Origin of the sequence: Bowmanella denitrificans (assembly GCF_002887595.1) — a bacterium.
GTDB classification, from domain to species: Bacteria; Pseudomonadota; Gammaproteobacteria; order Enterobacterales; family Alteromonadaceae; genus Bowmanella; species Bowmanella denitrificans.
In genome coordinates this window covers 60,686-74,531 of the sequence record NZ_PEBU01000006.1, presented here as the reverse complement: position 1 = coordinate 74,531, position 13,846 = coordinate 60,686, and the positions used below count along the sequence as shown (strand labels likewise).

14 protein-coding genes are annotated in these 13,846 nt (G+C 50.4%); 1 reads left to right on the top strand and 13 read right to left on the bottom strand.

Annotated features, from left to right (window positions below; all coding sequences use genetic code 11):
• Positions 1 to 11: 11 nt before the first annotated feature.
• The 13 genes from lpxA to rpsB all read right to left on the bottom strand — a co-directional run bounded on the left by lpxA (position 12) and on the right by rpsB (position 12,785).
• On the bottom strand, positions 12 to 782 hold the full coding sequence (lpxA, locus tag CSR04_RS12340; protein ID WP_102796613.1) for an acyl-ACP--UDP-N-acetylglucosamine O-acyltransferase: 771 nt from the start codon (positions 780 to 782) through the stop codon (positions 12 to 14).
• 3 nt (positions 783 to 785) lie between these two features.
• On the bottom strand, positions 786 to 1,232 hold the full coding sequence (gene fabZ / locus CSR04_RS12335) for a 3-hydroxyacyl-ACP dehydratase FabZ (protein ID WP_102796612.1): 447 nt from the start codon (positions 1,230 to 1,232) through the stop codon (positions 786 to 788).
• A 23-nt stretch (positions 1,233 to 1,255) separates the two neighbouring features.
• Positions 1,256 to 2,281, bottom strand: a complete 1,026-nt coding sequence (gene lpxD / locus CSR04_RS12330; RefSeq protein WP_102796611.1) for a UDP-3-O-(3-hydroxymyristoyl)glucosamine N-acyltransferase — start codon at positions 2,279 to 2,281, stop codon at positions 1,256 to 1,258.
• An 11-nt stretch (positions 2,282 to 2,292) separates the two neighbouring features.
• Complete coding sequence (locus tag CSR04_RS12325) at positions 2,293 to 2,811, bottom strand: OmpH family outer membrane protein (RefSeq protein WP_102796610.1); 519 nt, start codon at positions 2,809 to 2,811, stop codon at positions 2,293 to 2,295.
• 45 nt (positions 2,812 to 2,856) lie between these two features.
• Entirely contained in the window at positions 2,857 to 5,325 is a 2,469-nt protein-coding gene (gene bamA / locus CSR04_RS12320) for an outer membrane protein assembly factor BamA (protein WP_102796609.1), read from the bottom strand.
• Between the two features lie 53 nt (positions 5,326 to 5,378).
• A complete protein-coding gene (rseP, locus tag CSR04_RS12315; RefSeq protein ID WP_102796816.1) occupies positions 5,379 to 6,731 on the bottom strand; it encodes a sigma E protease regulator RseP in 1,353 nt (450 codons plus the stop codon).
• Complete coding sequence (gene ispC / locus CSR04_RS12310; RefSeq protein WP_102796815.1) at positions 6,731 to 7,915, bottom strand: 1-deoxy-D-xylulose-5-phosphate reductoisomerase; 1,185 nt, start codon at positions 7,913 to 7,915, stop codon at positions 6,731 to 6,733. Before ispC ends, rseP begins: the two co-directional genes overlap by 1 nt.
• Entirely contained in the window at positions 7,915 to 8,778 is an 864-nt protein-coding gene (locus CSR04_RS12305; RefSeq protein WP_102796608.1) for a phosphatidate cytidylyltransferase, read from the bottom strand. The genes ispC and CSR04_RS12305 overlap by 1 nt, the downstream gene beginning before the upstream one ends.
• A 19-nt stretch (positions 8,779 to 8,797) precedes the next feature.
• The gene (uppS, locus tag CSR04_RS12300; protein ID WP_102796814.1) at positions 8,798 to 9,523 is read right to left on the bottom strand and encodes a polyprenyl diphosphate synthase; all 726 of its coding nucleotides are present in this window, start codon (positions 9,521 to 9,523) and stop codon (positions 8,798 to 8,800) included.
• A 34-nt stretch (positions 9,524 to 9,557) separates the two neighbouring features.
• The gene (gene frr / locus CSR04_RS12295) at positions 9,558 to 10,115 is read right to left on the bottom strand and encodes a ribosome recycling factor (protein WP_102796607.1); all 558 of its coding nucleotides are present in this window, start codon (positions 10,113 to 10,115) and stop codon (positions 9,558 to 9,560) included.
• Between the two features lie 23 nt (positions 10,116 to 10,138).
• Entirely contained in the window at positions 10,139 to 10,879 is a 741-nt protein-coding gene (gene pyrH, locus CSR04_RS12290; protein ID WP_102796606.1) for a UMP kinase, read from the bottom strand.
• 190 nt (positions 10,880 to 11,069) lie between these two features.
• Positions 11,070 to 11,942, bottom strand: coding sequence for a translation elongation factor Ts (gene tsf / locus CSR04_RS12285; protein ID WP_102796605.1), 873 nt, complete (start codon positions 11,940 to 11,942; stop codon positions 11,070 to 11,072).
• Between the two features lie 114 nt (positions 11,943 to 12,056).
• Positions 12,057 to 12,785 (bottom strand): 30S ribosomal protein S2, encoded by a 729-nt coding sequence (rpsB, locus tag CSR04_RS12280; protein ID WP_102796604.1) that lies wholly within the window; start codon positions 12,783 to 12,785, stop codon positions 12,057 to 12,059.
• A 273-nt stretch (positions 12,786 to 13,058) separates the two neighbouring features.
• Between rpsB and map the strand changes: the two genes are divergently transcribed.
• A complete protein-coding gene (map, locus tag CSR04_RS12275) occupies positions 13,059 to 13,844 on the top strand; it encodes a type I methionyl aminopeptidase (protein ID WP_102796813.1) in 786 nt (261 codons plus the stop codon).
• Positions 13,845 to 13,846: the final 2 nt, after the last annotated feature.

Sequence of the window (13,846 nt, the reverse complement as noted above, 5' to 3'; positions counted from 1 at the left end):
AGATGAGATTGTCAGCGGACAATCCCCCGTGGAGAATTGGCAACGAACTGGGCCAGAATTTGCAGCTCCGGGGTAGTTTTGGCCATCTCGTTTAACTCCACCAAAGCCTGTTCCACGGTGTTACCGTTACGGTACAACACCTTATAAGCTCGGCGAATCTGTAATATCGCTTCTTTAGAGTAACCGCGACGGCGCAAGCCCTCGGAATTGATACCGTGAGGGGTCACATTCACGCCGCCCACCATCACATAAGGAGGCAGATCCTTCACCATAATGGAACCGGCGCCCACGAAGCTGTGAGAACCGATATGGCAAAACTGATGCACACCTGACATACCGCCAAGAATGGCCCAGTCGCCAACATGTACATGCCCTGCGGTACTGGCGTTATTGGCAAATATGTTATTGTCACCAATCATGCAATCATGCGCGACATGCACGTAGTTCATAAACAGATTATTGGAACCTATGCGGGTCAGCCCCTGATCCTGAACTGTGCCGCGATGCACGGTCACGCATTCGCGAAAGATATTGTTATCACCGATCTCCAGCCGGGTGTCCTCACCGGCATACTTCTTATCCTGGCAGTCTTCGCCAATGGAGCTGAACTGATAGAAATGGTTTCCCGTACCAATACGAGTAGGGCCTTTAATCAGCACATGGGATTCGATGCGGGTATCGTCACCGATCTCCACCTCTCCCTGAATAACAGAATACGGACCAATCTGGACATTTTTACCCAGCTTGGCACTCGGATGAACAATGGCAGTCTGGTGAATCACCGGTTACATCTTCCTCATGGCACACATAAACTCGGCACTACAGGCCTCCGCACCATCCACGCTGGCCACCCCGGCAAACTTCCAGATACCGCGCTTTTCCTTAACTAACTTCACGTCGAAGTCCAGTCTGTCCCCAGGTACCACCGGGCGTTTAAAGCGAGCGTTATCAATACCGGCATATAAATACAATTGGTCAGAATTACCTACGGTTTTAAAACCCAAGACACCAGCCGCCTGCGCCATGGCTTCCAGAATTAACACACCCGGGAAGATGGGCTTGCCAGGGAAATGGCCAGTGAAGCAAGGTTCATTAAAGGTAATATTCTTGTATGCGCGAATAGACTCGCCCAAAGTATAGTCGGTCACCCGGTCTATCAGTAGAAACGGATAGCGATGGGGTAACAACTCCATAATTTCTTCAATTTGAATCAGATTCAGTTCGTTAGCCAACTGTTTGTCTCCAAAAGGCGGGATTAATCCCGCTCAGCACATTTCTTTTCCAATGCTTTGACACGTTGACCAAGCTTGTCCAGGCTACGTACATTGGCCACCGACTTGCGCCAGTCTTTGCTGCTCTGTGAGGGCAGACCAGACGAATACAAGCCAGGCTCGGTTACCCCTTTGGTTACCATACTCATGCCAGTAAAATGGACATTGTCGCCAATTTCCACATGACCGGTTATGGCACTCAGCCCGCCAATAGTACAATTTCGGCCAATACGGGTACTGCCACCGATAACACTACAACCAGCCATCGCCGTGTTCTCACCGATCACCACATTATGAGCAATCTGGCATTGGTTATCGATTATCACACCATCATGCAGGATGGTATCGTCCAGTGCACCGCGATCAACTGTGGTGCTGGCACCAATTTCCACTCTGTTGCCCAGAATAACCCGGCCAAGTTGCGGAATTTTTACCCAGGCACCCTTATCATTGGCGTAACCAAAGCCGTCAGCACCAATTACCGCTCCGGATTGCACCAGGCAGTCTTCACCAATTTCCACTTCGTGGTAAAGGGTCACATTGGCCCAAAGCTTGGTGCGCGCGCCGATTCTGCTGTTACGCCCAATCACGCAACCTGCACCTATCTGCACCTGGTCACCCAATACAACACCGGATTCAATCACCGCATTAGGCCCAATCACCACGCCCTGGCCAAGCACTGCATCATCGGCAATCACCGCCTTAGATGAAACACCCTGTGCCGCTGCGGGAGTGGTATCCATTAACTGGGCAACTCTGGCAAATCCTACATAAGGGTTGGCCAATACCAACGCGGCACAAGGAGAGTGAGGCAGATCATCTTCGCTCAGAATCACGGCATCGGCCGACGTGTCAGCGAGTTGGTTACGATACTTGCTGTTGGACAAAAAGGAAATCTGACCTTTGCCAGCTCTGGAGAGGGTCGACACTGACTGAATCATCAGGTCGCCATCTCCAACCAGCCTGGCGCCCAAATGCTGCGCGAGTTCGCGCAAGCTGATTGGCTTCATGCAAGGGTCCGTTATTTAATTTTGCTGACCTGATCAATAACCTGCTTGGACAGGTCATGCTTTTCATCTGCAGTATAGAGTACCGCTTCAGCATTGATGACTAAATCATACTTATCTTTGGCTGCAATGCTGTCGATGGCTTGTTTGATCAAACCCAGAATTTTGTTGCGCTCTTCCATCTGGCGACGCTGGGCATTCTGCTGAAGTGGCTGAGCCTTGGCCTGATAATCATCACGCAGACTGATCAGTTTAGTCTCCAGCTCTTTCTTTTCCTTGTCGCTCATTGTCGCAGCATCGCGCTGCTGCTTTTCCAGATAATACTTAATGTCTTTTTCCAGGCGAGCCACTTCGTCGAACTGGTCCTTAAACTCAGTGCGAATCGTTTCCTGGATTTGTGCTGCCTGGGGCAGGGCCTGGAACACGCCCTGTACATTGACAAAACCCAGTTTCTGCTCAGCCATCGCGGCAGAGCTCATCATGGCAGTGCCCAAAATGGCGGCGGTCAGCATGCTTTTTCTAAGGGTTTTCAATTTGTTCTCCTTTAAGTCTTTGGGTGTGCTGTAACTGCACTGTTATTAGAATGTCTGGCCGATATTGAAGGAGAAGAAGCGACTTTCATCACCCTCTTCTTCTTTCAGGATCCGTGAGAAACTGAAAATCATCGGACCCATAGGCGATAGCCATTGTACTGAAATACCTGCTGAGGCGCGGAAACGACCAGGGTCAGCAAAGTCCGGAATTTTGGCGCGCTCACTGTCGCGCAGATTCTTATACCTGTCCAGCCTGAACTCAGTGTCCCATACATTACCAGCATCAACAAACAAGCTGGTACGCACTGAATTGTCGAATTCCTCATCCACAAACGGAGTCGGCACTATCAACTCAAGACCAGCAAGGGCCAGCGCATTGCCGCCAATGGATCTCAGGTTATTTGGGTCGTCAATGAAATCCTGATCGGGTCCAAGAGGTATTTTCACGCCACCCGGGCCATCGATGACAGATGTTCTACGGTAAACCGGTCTCGGCCCCACGGTATTACTTTCAAAGCCGCGCAACGAGTCACTACCACCGGCCCGGAAGTTGTCCCAGAATGGCAAGATCTGATCATTGCCGTCGATATCACCATAACCATTACCATAACCAAGTTCCAACCTGGCCAATACCGACCAACGCTGATCACGGGACAAGGGGAAATAGAAACGGGTATCAAAGCTCAGCTTAAAATAATCCACATCAGAAAACGGTGCAGTGACTTTGGCCACAGCCCGTTGTGACGAGCCAGCGGTAGGGAAAATCCCGCGGTTTAAGGTAGTTCTGCTCCAGCCGGCACTAAACTCATAGCTGTTAAATTCAATACCTGCATCCGGGTTACTAGGATCGGCAAACAACTCATAGAAATTACGGATCTGATCATAGGTGCGTAACTGTGAAATTTCGTTGTAGCGGTAAGTAACGCCAAAATTCAACCGGTTATATTCGTCCACCGGGTAACCAAAGTTCGCTCCAATGCCCCAGGATTTATTTTTATATTGCACCAGGTTGGCATTGCCGGCATCAAAGTCTGAATAGAACAGTGTGCCACCCAGGCTGATGCCATCAATGGTGAAATAGGGATCAGTGTATGAAATAGTTGCACTACGCTGATAGGAAACTGTGTTCAGATTCAGCGCCAGGCGTTTGCCGGTGCCGAGGAAGTTATCCTGCTGAATACCGGCCTGCAGACTCAACTTGGTGCGGTCGCCGTAACCAATACCGGCGTTAAATGAACCCGATGGCTGCTCTTTGACTTTAAAGTCCACATCGACCTTGTCTTCCTCACCCGGCAGACGCACCGTGTCAAACTCGACTTCCTCTACATAGGTGAGTCGCGACATATGGCCTTTAGATGATTCTAGTGCCACATTGGATAACCAGGCACCTTCCATCTGGCGCACTTCACGGCGTAGTACCTCATCAGAAGTCACTTCATTGCCCTGGAAGTTAATCCGGCGCACATAAATGCGTTTGCCTGGGTCTACCGACAGAGTCAGCTTAACGGTTTTGTCTTCATCGTTAATTTCAGGAATGGTGGTGACCGTTGGGAAAGCATAACCAAAGCGGCCCAGATACTTACTGATAAACTCTTCGGTATAGGTCACTTCGGCTAGGTTGTACATCTCGCCGCTACGTAGCGGCAGTATCTGCTTAACGAATTCTTCCTGACCAAGCAAATCCCCCACCAGTTCCACATCAGAAACAGTGTATTGTTCGCCCTCAGTCACGTTTAGGGTGATATAGATGCCGGATTTATCCGGAGTCATAGAAACCTGCGTGGAATCCAGGTTATAACGCAAGTAGCCCCGGTCCATGTAGTAACTGCGCAGGGTTTCCATATCACCGGTCAGTTTTTGCTTCTGATAACGGGTCTCAGACAAGAAATCCCACCAGGGTGTATCGAACTTGAGCTCAATCTGATCCATCAGTTCGACATCTGAATAGACTTCGTTACCCACCACGTTGATTTGCTTTATCTTAGCGGCGTCCCCTTCTTCAAAGGACAGTTTCAGATCCACCCGGTTGCGGGGCAACGGCGTAATAATGGCATTCACTTCAGCATTGTATTTACCAATGCTGTAATAAAAATCTTTCAGGCCATTTTCAATAGACGTCAGCACTGTTTTATCCAGCGGCTCCCCGACCCGGATCTTACTGTCATCCAGACTTTGCTGGAGCTGCTCGTCCTTAATGTCTTTATTGTCTTCAAAGGTGATCTTGCTGATGGTGGGGCGTTCTTTCACCTGCACCACCAGTGTGCCGCCATCACGCAGTACTTTAATACTTTCAAAGTGCGTAGAGGCATACAGTGAACGGATTAACTGCGAAACGCGGAAATCATTCAGGCGGTCGCCCACTTTCACCGGCAGATAGGTCAGCGCGGCACCCAGGGCAACCCGCTGCAGGCCTTCCACCTTGATGTCTTCAACGATGAATTCACTGTCACTATTGGCAGAGACATTGGTAGTACCGGCCAGCATCAAGGCTGCAATTAGAGGTTTTAACTTCATTTACTATTATTCTTCCAAACTACTGGGTTTCGCTGGAACGCCAACATGGCAGCCTACAAGCGAGTTATATCGTTAACTATGGCTATCGTCATCAGCAACAACAACAGTGCGCCACCAATACGAAACCCGATCTCCTGAACCGACTCCGGTACCGGCCTACCCGTTAAAAGCTCAATAAAATAATAGAGTAGGTGTCCGCCATCAAGTACCGGCAGGGGTAAAAGGTTAATGATCCCAAGATTTACACTAATAAGTGCCAGAAAACTCAGGAAATATACCAATCCAAATCCAGCGCTGGCCCCTGCGCCCTGCGCTATGGAAATGGGGCCGCTGAGATTTTTCACCGACACATCGCCGCTGATCAGCTTACCGATCATTTCCACACTCAATACCATCCAACGCCAGGTCTTCTGCGCACCTTGTATAAACGCGCCAACAGGCCCGTACTCATGGCTAAAGCGATAAGAATCAGGCCATGGCTCCACATAAGGTACGACCCCAAGGTAACCCTGCTGACTGTCTTGTCCCTGCCGCTGCCCGACCCGCACATCCAGCGTAACTAAATAGCCATCCCGCTGCAGGGAGATATTCATCATCTGATTGGGCCTGGCGGCAATCCGGTCCACTATTTGTTCCCAATTCTGCACCGGAGTTCCATCTAACTGGACAATTTTATCATTTACCTTCAGCCCAGCCGCTTTTGCTGGTGAATCGTCAGCCACCTGTGCAATACGGGTCGTTACTTCTGGGCGATAGGGCACTAGTCCCAAACTGAGCAATGCCGAATCCTTCTCCGGGTCAAACTGCCAATCACGCAAATCCAGGGTTAGATCCACTTTTTGACCAGATTCAGGCCAGATGGCTTCGACTTGCATCATGTCTTTACCAATATGTGAAATCAGCTCCAGATTCACGGCTTCCCAGTCGAGGGTATCATGATCCGCTATCCGGGTAATCTGCATACCGGGCTGAACAAAAGCCCTTCCCGCAATGGATTCCTTCGGCACATCCCCCACTACAGGTTTGACTGTTTCTACCCCGAGCATGTACATCAACATCAGGGCAAAAACGGCGAAAATGAAATTGGTCAAAGGACCTGCCGCAATAATGGCGATTCGTTTATACACGCTTTGTCGGTTAAAGGCTTTTGGCAGCTCGGCTTCACTTACCTGCTCTACCCGCTCATCCAGCATCTTGACATACCCGCCAAGCGGAATCACCGCCAGCACAAATTCGGTGCCATGACGATCGGTACGACGCCAGAATGCTTTACCAAAACCGATGGAAAAGCGCTGCACTTTTACGCCACACCAGCGGGCCACAATAAAATGCCCCCATTCATGCACCGCCACCAGCAATCCCAACGCGATAACAAAAAACAGCAGACTCCACAAAAAAGACAAAATCATACGGCCAGCCTTTTTATGGTCTGGTGCGCCAGACTGCGAGCTTCAGCATCCATAGCCACTACTGCGTCAATACTTTGCAGTTGCCGACGTTCAATGCTTGCCAGCACTGCAGCATTGACCTCGGCAATACAGGTAAAACTAATTTGTTTGTGCAAAAAGGCCTCCACCGCTATCTCATTGGCAGCATTGAGACTGGTTGTGGCATATTGACCGGCCTGGCACGCCTCAATCGCCAGCTTCAGATTAGGATACCGCGCATAGTCAGGGTACTGAAAGGAGAAATCTGTCAGAGTGGCAAAGTCCAGGGGGCTGACCCCGGCATCAATACGCTGTGGATAGGCCAATGCATGGGCAATGGGCGTACGCATATCCGGGTTACCCATTTGCGCTAAAACAGAGCCGTCGCGATATTGCACCATTGAATGAATGACACTTTGTGGATGTATGACCACTTCAATCTGACTGGCTTGTAAACCAAACAGCCAGCAAGCTTCGATAAACTCCAAGCCTTTATTCATCATGGTGGCCGAGTCCACCGAAATTTTCCGCCCCATGCTCCAGTTGGGATGTTTACAGGCTTGCTCGGGGGTAACTAGACTAAGCTCGTCTAGCTGGTAGTTCAGAAAAGGGCCACCAGAACCGGTCAGCAAAATTTTACTGATCCCGGCAGCCTGCAAATCACCATAACGAAAATCGTCGGGCAGACATTGAAAAATAGCATTGTGCTCACTGTCGATGGGAAGCAGCGTCGCCTGATGTTCCCGCACAGCTTGCATAAACAGGTGCCCAGACATGACCAGCGCTTCTTTATTGGCCAATAACACCCGCTTGCCAGCTTTGACAGCGGCCAGGGTAGGAAGCAAGCCTGCCGCACCGACAATAGCCGCCATCACCACCTGAGACTCGCCATGGCTGGCTACATACGCCAGTCCATCGTCTCCTGCTAAAATCTCTGCTGTCACCCCTGCATCAGCGGCCAGTTCAGACAGACTTGCATAATCAGCCTCATCTGCCGCCACCAGATATCTGGGTTGATGCAGTCTGGCTTGCTCAATCAGCAAGGGCAGATTCTTGTGCGCGGTAAGGGCAACTACCTGATAACGCTGCGGATGACGAGCCAGCACATCCAGCGTACTTTGGCCAATAGAGCCGGTTGAACCCAATATGCAAATTCCTGGCATCAGGTCATCCATAATACATAGCAAAGGGCGAACACCGGGAAGGCTGCAGTCAGACTGTCAATTCTGTCCAGTATACCGCCATGGCCAGGCAACAGAGTGCCACTGTCTTTGCACCCTACGCAGCGTTTAAACATGCTTTCATTCAGATCGCCCAGCGCAGACACGCCAACCGTCAGTCCGCCAATCAGTATATGTGTCCAGATCATGCTGGCATTAACCTGATAATGCAAAGCCGCAAAACCTATAATGGCAGACGAAGCAGCAATACCCCCTAATAAGCCTTCTAAGGTTTTACCGGGCGATACATTAGGGCGCAACTTGCGCCGCCCGAATTTCACGCCGACAAAGAAAGCACCAATATCTGCCGCCCAGACAATACCAAGTACGTAGAATATCAGCGAAGCTCCATAGTAAGGGTCGATATCATAGAGTTTGGTACGCAGGGTCACGATAGCAACCCAGGTGGGGACCAGTGTCAAAAGGCCAAACAGCCCACGAATCGGCACACTGTTACGCCACATGCTGGTATGTCTGGGATATGCCAGGATCATCAGCAAAGCCAGTGCCCACCAGGCCGCCGCAGCGCTCAGAATAGCAAGATACACAGGGTTAAGCTGGCCTTGCACCCAGATTTGCTCTGTGGGTATTTGCCAGGTCAGGACCAAGCAGATACCCATAACCAGTAACGTAAAGAGTGCCTTCGCCTTGCGGCTGGAAAGACTCATCAGATTGGCCCATTCCCAGGCGCCAAGGCCTACAATCAGGCCAATACACAGTTCAAAACCGGTTAAAGGCAGGAACAGAATAGCGCCAAGCGCCAGGGGGGCCAACACCAAAGCGGTGATTATGCGTTGTTTTAGCAAAGGGTTGATCCTCGGAACGTCATACCTCGACCTGCTCGCCGGTTTTACCGAATCGCCTCTGGCGAGCGGAAAAATCGGCTACGGCCAGCTCGAATTCCTGTTCAGTGAAATCCGGCCACAGGGCTGACGTAAAATAAAGCTCTGCATAGGCCAACTGCCAAAGCAGAAAATTGCTCACCCGACTTTCGCCGCCGGTACGGATCAGTAAATCCAAATCCGCCAAACCAGACAACGAGGTATGGGCATCAAAGCTGGTCTCATCGATCTGAGCGCTGTCCATTTCACCGGACTTAACTTTGTCAGCCAATTGCCTGGCAGCCTGGACTATATCCCATCGACCGCCGTAATTAGCAGCGATATTCAATACCAGTGATTGATTACCAGCGGTCATGGCTTCTGCTTCGCGAATGCGCGTGACCAGTTTCTCATCAAAACGGCTAAGATCCCCAACGACCTTGAGGCGCACATCATTCTTATGCAAACGTTTGACTTCACTTTTCAAAACCAGCTTGAAAAGCTCCATCAATACGCCAACTTCATCAGCAGGTCGATTCCAGTTTTCACTGGAAAAAGCAAACAGGGTGAGGACTTGAATCCCTTTCTTGCGAGCATAGGTTACCGAGCTGCGTACAGAATCGACTCCAGCCTTATGGCCGAAGGTACGAATCTTACCCCGCTGCTTGGCCCAACGCCCGTTGCCATCCATAATGATGGCAACATGCCTTGGAATGCTTTGTGAAGACATCATGAGGAAAACTCCGATGGCGTGATGAAACCGATCAGATTTCCATGAGTTCTTTTTCTTTTTCCACCAGCAGTTGATCGATCTGCTTGATGAAATCGTCCGTCAGTTTCTGAACATCATCCTCAGCACGGCGACCATCGTCTTCACTGATTTCTTTTTCTTTTACCAGATCTTTAATTCCGGCATTAGCGTCACGACGCACATTGCGGATCCCTACGCGGCCTTGTTCGGCTTCACCACGTACCACTTTAATCAGATCTTTACGACGTTCCTCGGTCAATGGCGGCAATGGAATACGAATCACGGTACCGGTACTCATGGGGTTGAGACCCAGATCCGATTGCATAATGGCTTTTTCAACTGCCTGAGTAGCCCCCTTATCAAATACGGTCAGCGACAAGGTCCGGGCATCTTCAGCGACCACGTTGGCGATCTGGCGCAGCGGCGTATCAGAGCCGTAATAGGACACCATAATACTGTCCAACAGGCTTGGATGAGCGCGCCCCGTACGGATCTTGCTGAACTGGCTTTTCAGTGCGCTGATAGATTTGCTCATACGCTCTTTGGCGTCATTTTTTATTTCGTTAATCATGCTTTCAATCCTGTCTACAGTGCTTAATTCAGATTATCGAGGTGATCGATTAGAGTACCTTCATTTTCACCCATGACAACCGCTTTTAGACTGCCTGGCTTGTTCATATTGAACACCCGAATTGGCAAACTATGGTCACGGGCCAGGGTAAAGGCGGCCAGATCCATCACCTTAAGCTCTTTTTCCAGCACTTCCTGATAACTTAGTTGCTCATACATCACGGCATTGGGGTTTTTAGCCGGATCGGAATCATATACGCCGTCTACTTTGGTTCCTTTCAGTACCGCATCGGCTTCAATTTCTATACCGCGCAAACAGGCGGCAGAGTCAGTGGTGAAGAAGGGGTTACCGGTACCGGCGGCAAAAATTACCACCCGGCCAGATTTAAGCAGGCTGATGGCCTCGGCCCAATTGTAGGCGTCGCATACGCCGTTTAGGGGAATGGCAGACATTAAACGGGCATTGACAAAGGCTCGGTGCAAAGCGTCACGCATGGCCAGACCATTCATTACCGTCGCCAGCATGCCCATATGGTCACCCACCACGCGGTTCATTCCGGCTTTCGCCAGACCTTCACCGCGGAACAGGTTACCGCCGCCGATCACCAGGCCAACTTGCACGCCCAGTTCAACCAGCTCTTTAATTTCCTGTGCCATACGATCCAGCACCTTGGGATCGATACCAAAACCTTCTTCGCCCATCAGGGCTTCACCACTGAGTTTTAACAATATGCGTCGATAGGCGGATTTTGGATTGATACTCATTGAAAAGATGCTTCCTGTAAGTTCTGCTTGGCCCGCGCTCTGCCCTGACACTGAGTCTGGCAAAGCCTCTGAGTCTTTGGGGTATATGGCCGGATTTCTATTCAGAAACCAGCACATAATAAAAGGCACCCCAATTGAGGTGCCCGTAGTTTATATGACAATGCCCTGAGGCAAAAGTCACAGCGTCTATTTATTTCTTGGCCGCGGCCATCTGCGCCTGAACTTCGGCAGCGAAGTCTTCGGTCTTCTTCTCGATACCTTCACCTACTTCGAAACGCACGAAGTTAACAGCGTCAGCATTGGCAGCTTTAAGCAACTGACCAACGGTCTGAGAAGGATCTTTTACGAAAGGCTGACCAGTCAGGCTGATTTCGCCGGTAAATTTGCTCATACGGCCAGCAACCATCTTTTCAGCGATGTCTGCAGGCTTGCCGCTTTGCATAGCGATATCAATTTGAATTGCCTTCTCTTTCTCTACCACGTCGGCAGGTACTTGCTCAGGCTTAACAAATTGTGGGTTGCTGGCGGCAACGTGCATGGCAACGTCTTTAGCCAAATCGCTCTCGCCACCTTGCAGGATAGCCAGAACGCCAATACGACCACCGTGCACGTAGGCACCCAGGTTGTCACCTTCAATGGTTACGACGCGACGAACGTTGATGTTTTCACCGATTTTAGCCACCAGCGTATCACGTACGTCAGAAACTTTTGCGCCGTCGATTTCCAGACCATTCAGCACTTCCACGTCGTTGACTTTATTGGCCAGAGCCAGAGCAACAACTTTAGCGCCGAAAGCCAGGAAGCTTTCGTCACGGGCAACGAAGTCAGTTTCACAGTTCAGTTCCATCATCACTGCGGTGTTGCCGTCAACGGCAGTCAGGATCACGCCTTCAGCGGCGATACGGCCAGCTTTCTTGGCGGCTTTGGCCTGACCAGATTTACGCATGTTCTCGATCGCCAGCTCGATATCACCAGCGGTTTCTTCCAATGCTTTTTTACAATCCAGCATACCTGCGCCGGTACGCTCACGAAGTTCTTTTACTAGGGCTGCAGTCACTGCCATTTTGTTTTCCTCAGTAGATTTGTTCGTATGGAACACAAGGGCTTAAAAGCCCTTGTGTTATGACATCCCATTGACAGGCCAGTATGTCGGCCTGCCATGACAAAGGGATGACGATTATTCAGCTTCTACGAAGTCGTCGCTTTCAGCCTGAGTTTCCAGGTTCTGTTCACGACCCTGGCTGATAGCGTCGGCAGCAGCTTTCAGGTACAACTGAACGGCACGGATGGCGTCGTCGTTACCAGGAATGATGTAGTCTACGCCGTCTGGATCAGAGTTAGTATCTACTACAGATACAACAGGGATACCCAGGTTTCTGGCTTCAGTGATGGCAATGTGCTCGTGGTCAGCATCGATCACAAACAGAACATCAGGCAAACCGCCCATGTCCTTGATACCACCCAGGCTGGATTCCAACTTGGCCATTTCGCGAGACAGCATCAGCGCTTCTTTCTTGGTCAGCTTGTCGAACGTACCGTCCTGAGCTTGCTGTTCCAGATCTTTCAGACGCTTGATGGACTGACGAACGGTTTTCCAGTTGGTCAACATACCGCCCAACCAGCGCTTGTTCACGTAGAACTGATCACAGCTCTGTGCTGCTTCTTTAACAGCTTCAGAGGCCGCGCGCTTGGTACCAACGAACAGGATCTTACCTTTACGGGCGGAAACGCCAGACAGGAAGTTCAGTGCGTTGTTGAACAAAGGAACGGTTTTTTCCAGGTTGATGATATGAACCTTGTTACGGGCACCGAAGATGAAAGGTTTCATTTTCGGGTTCCAGTAACGGGTCTGGTGACCGAAGTGCACGCCGGCTTGCAGCATGTCACGCATAGATACGTTTGCCATTAGATTTTCCTCAAATGGGGTTAGGCCTCCATGCATCCCAGTCCTCGATCCCGCCGCAAAAACGACAAGACACCCCGAAAACCGTGTCGATGCATGTGTGTTATTAAGTTAATTACACTTGCCACGGACAACAGCCGGACAAAATGCGCGCGCTTTATACCATAAAGCCGCTATAAGTTACAACTATCTGCTATCTAATCCAGCCTATACAGTCCGCCCCCCAGCCGCTAGAATGCGGCCAGTGTTTTATTGTTAGCAGACAGTGGATTTCCTTTGACAGCCATAATCAAAACCCCGCAAGAGATAGAAAAGATGCGTGTTGCCGGCGCTCTGGCCGCAGAAGTGCTGGAAATGATTGGCCCTTATGTTAAAAAAGGCGTCAGTACCGATGAGCTCAACCGCATTTGCCATGACTATATTGTCAATCAGCAGCAGGCCATTCCTGCTCCTTTGAATTATCACGGCTTCCCTAAGTCCATCTGTACCTCAGTCAATCATGTTATCTGTCACGGCATTCCTTCCGAAAAGGTACTGAAGGACGGCGATATCATTAATATTGACGTGACTGTTATTAAAGATGGCTACCACGGTGACACATCCAAAATGTTTGTGGTCGGTCAGCCGTCTATTCTGGCTGAACGCCTAATCCGCATAACTCAGGAATGTATGTATAAAGGCATAGAGCTGGTGCGCCCTGGTGTGCACCTGGGCGATATCGGCCATGCCATCCAAGTGCATGCCGAGCAACATAAGTATTCTGTGGTACGCGAATATTGCGGCCATGGTATTGGCGCGGAATTCCACGAAGAACCGCAGGTGTTGCATTATGGCAAACCGGGCTCAGGAGAAGTGTTGAAAGAAGGTATGTGCCTGACCATCGAACCCATGATCAACGCTGGTAAACGTCATTCCAAGTTATTAAAAGACGGCTGGACTGTGGTCACCAAGGACAGAAGCCTTAGCGCCCAGTGGGAGCACACGCTGCTGGTCACGGCCGATGGCTGCGAAATCCTGACCTTGCGTAGCGACGACAGTATTCCTCGCATCATCAGTCACTAAAA

Excerpts from the sequence above, each read along its gene's own strand:
- rpsB (WP_102796604.1), bottom strand. The coding sequence starts at position 12,785 with ATGGCAAACGTATCTATGCGTGACATGCTGCAAGCCGGCGTGCACTTC.
- bamA (WP_102796609.1), bottom strand. The coding sequence starts at position 5,325 with ATGAAGTTAAAACCTCTAATTGCAGCCTTGATGCTGGCCGGTACTACC.
- uppS (WP_102796814.1), bottom strand. The coding sequence starts at position 9,523 with ATGTCTTCACAAAGCATTCCAAGGCATGTTGCCATCATTATGGATGGC.
- lpxD (WP_102796611.1), bottom strand. The coding sequence starts at position 2,281 with ATGAAGCCAATCAGCTTGCGCGAACTCGCGCAGCATTTGGGCGCCAGG.
- pyrH (WP_102796606.1), bottom strand. The coding sequence starts at position 10,879 with ATGAGTATCAATCCAAAATCCGCCTATCGACGCATATTGTTAAAACTC.
- tsf (WP_102796605.1), bottom strand. The coding sequence starts at position 11,942 with ATGGCAGTGACTGCAGCCCTAGTAAAAGAACTTCGTGAGCGTACCGGC.
- frr (WP_102796607.1), bottom strand. The coding sequence starts at position 10,115 with ATGATTAACGAAATAAAAAATGACGCCAAAGAGCGTATGAGCAAATCT.
- ispC (WP_102796815.1), bottom strand. The coding sequence starts at position 7,915 with ATGCCAGGAATTTGCATATTGGGTTCAACCGGCTCTATTGGCCAAAGT.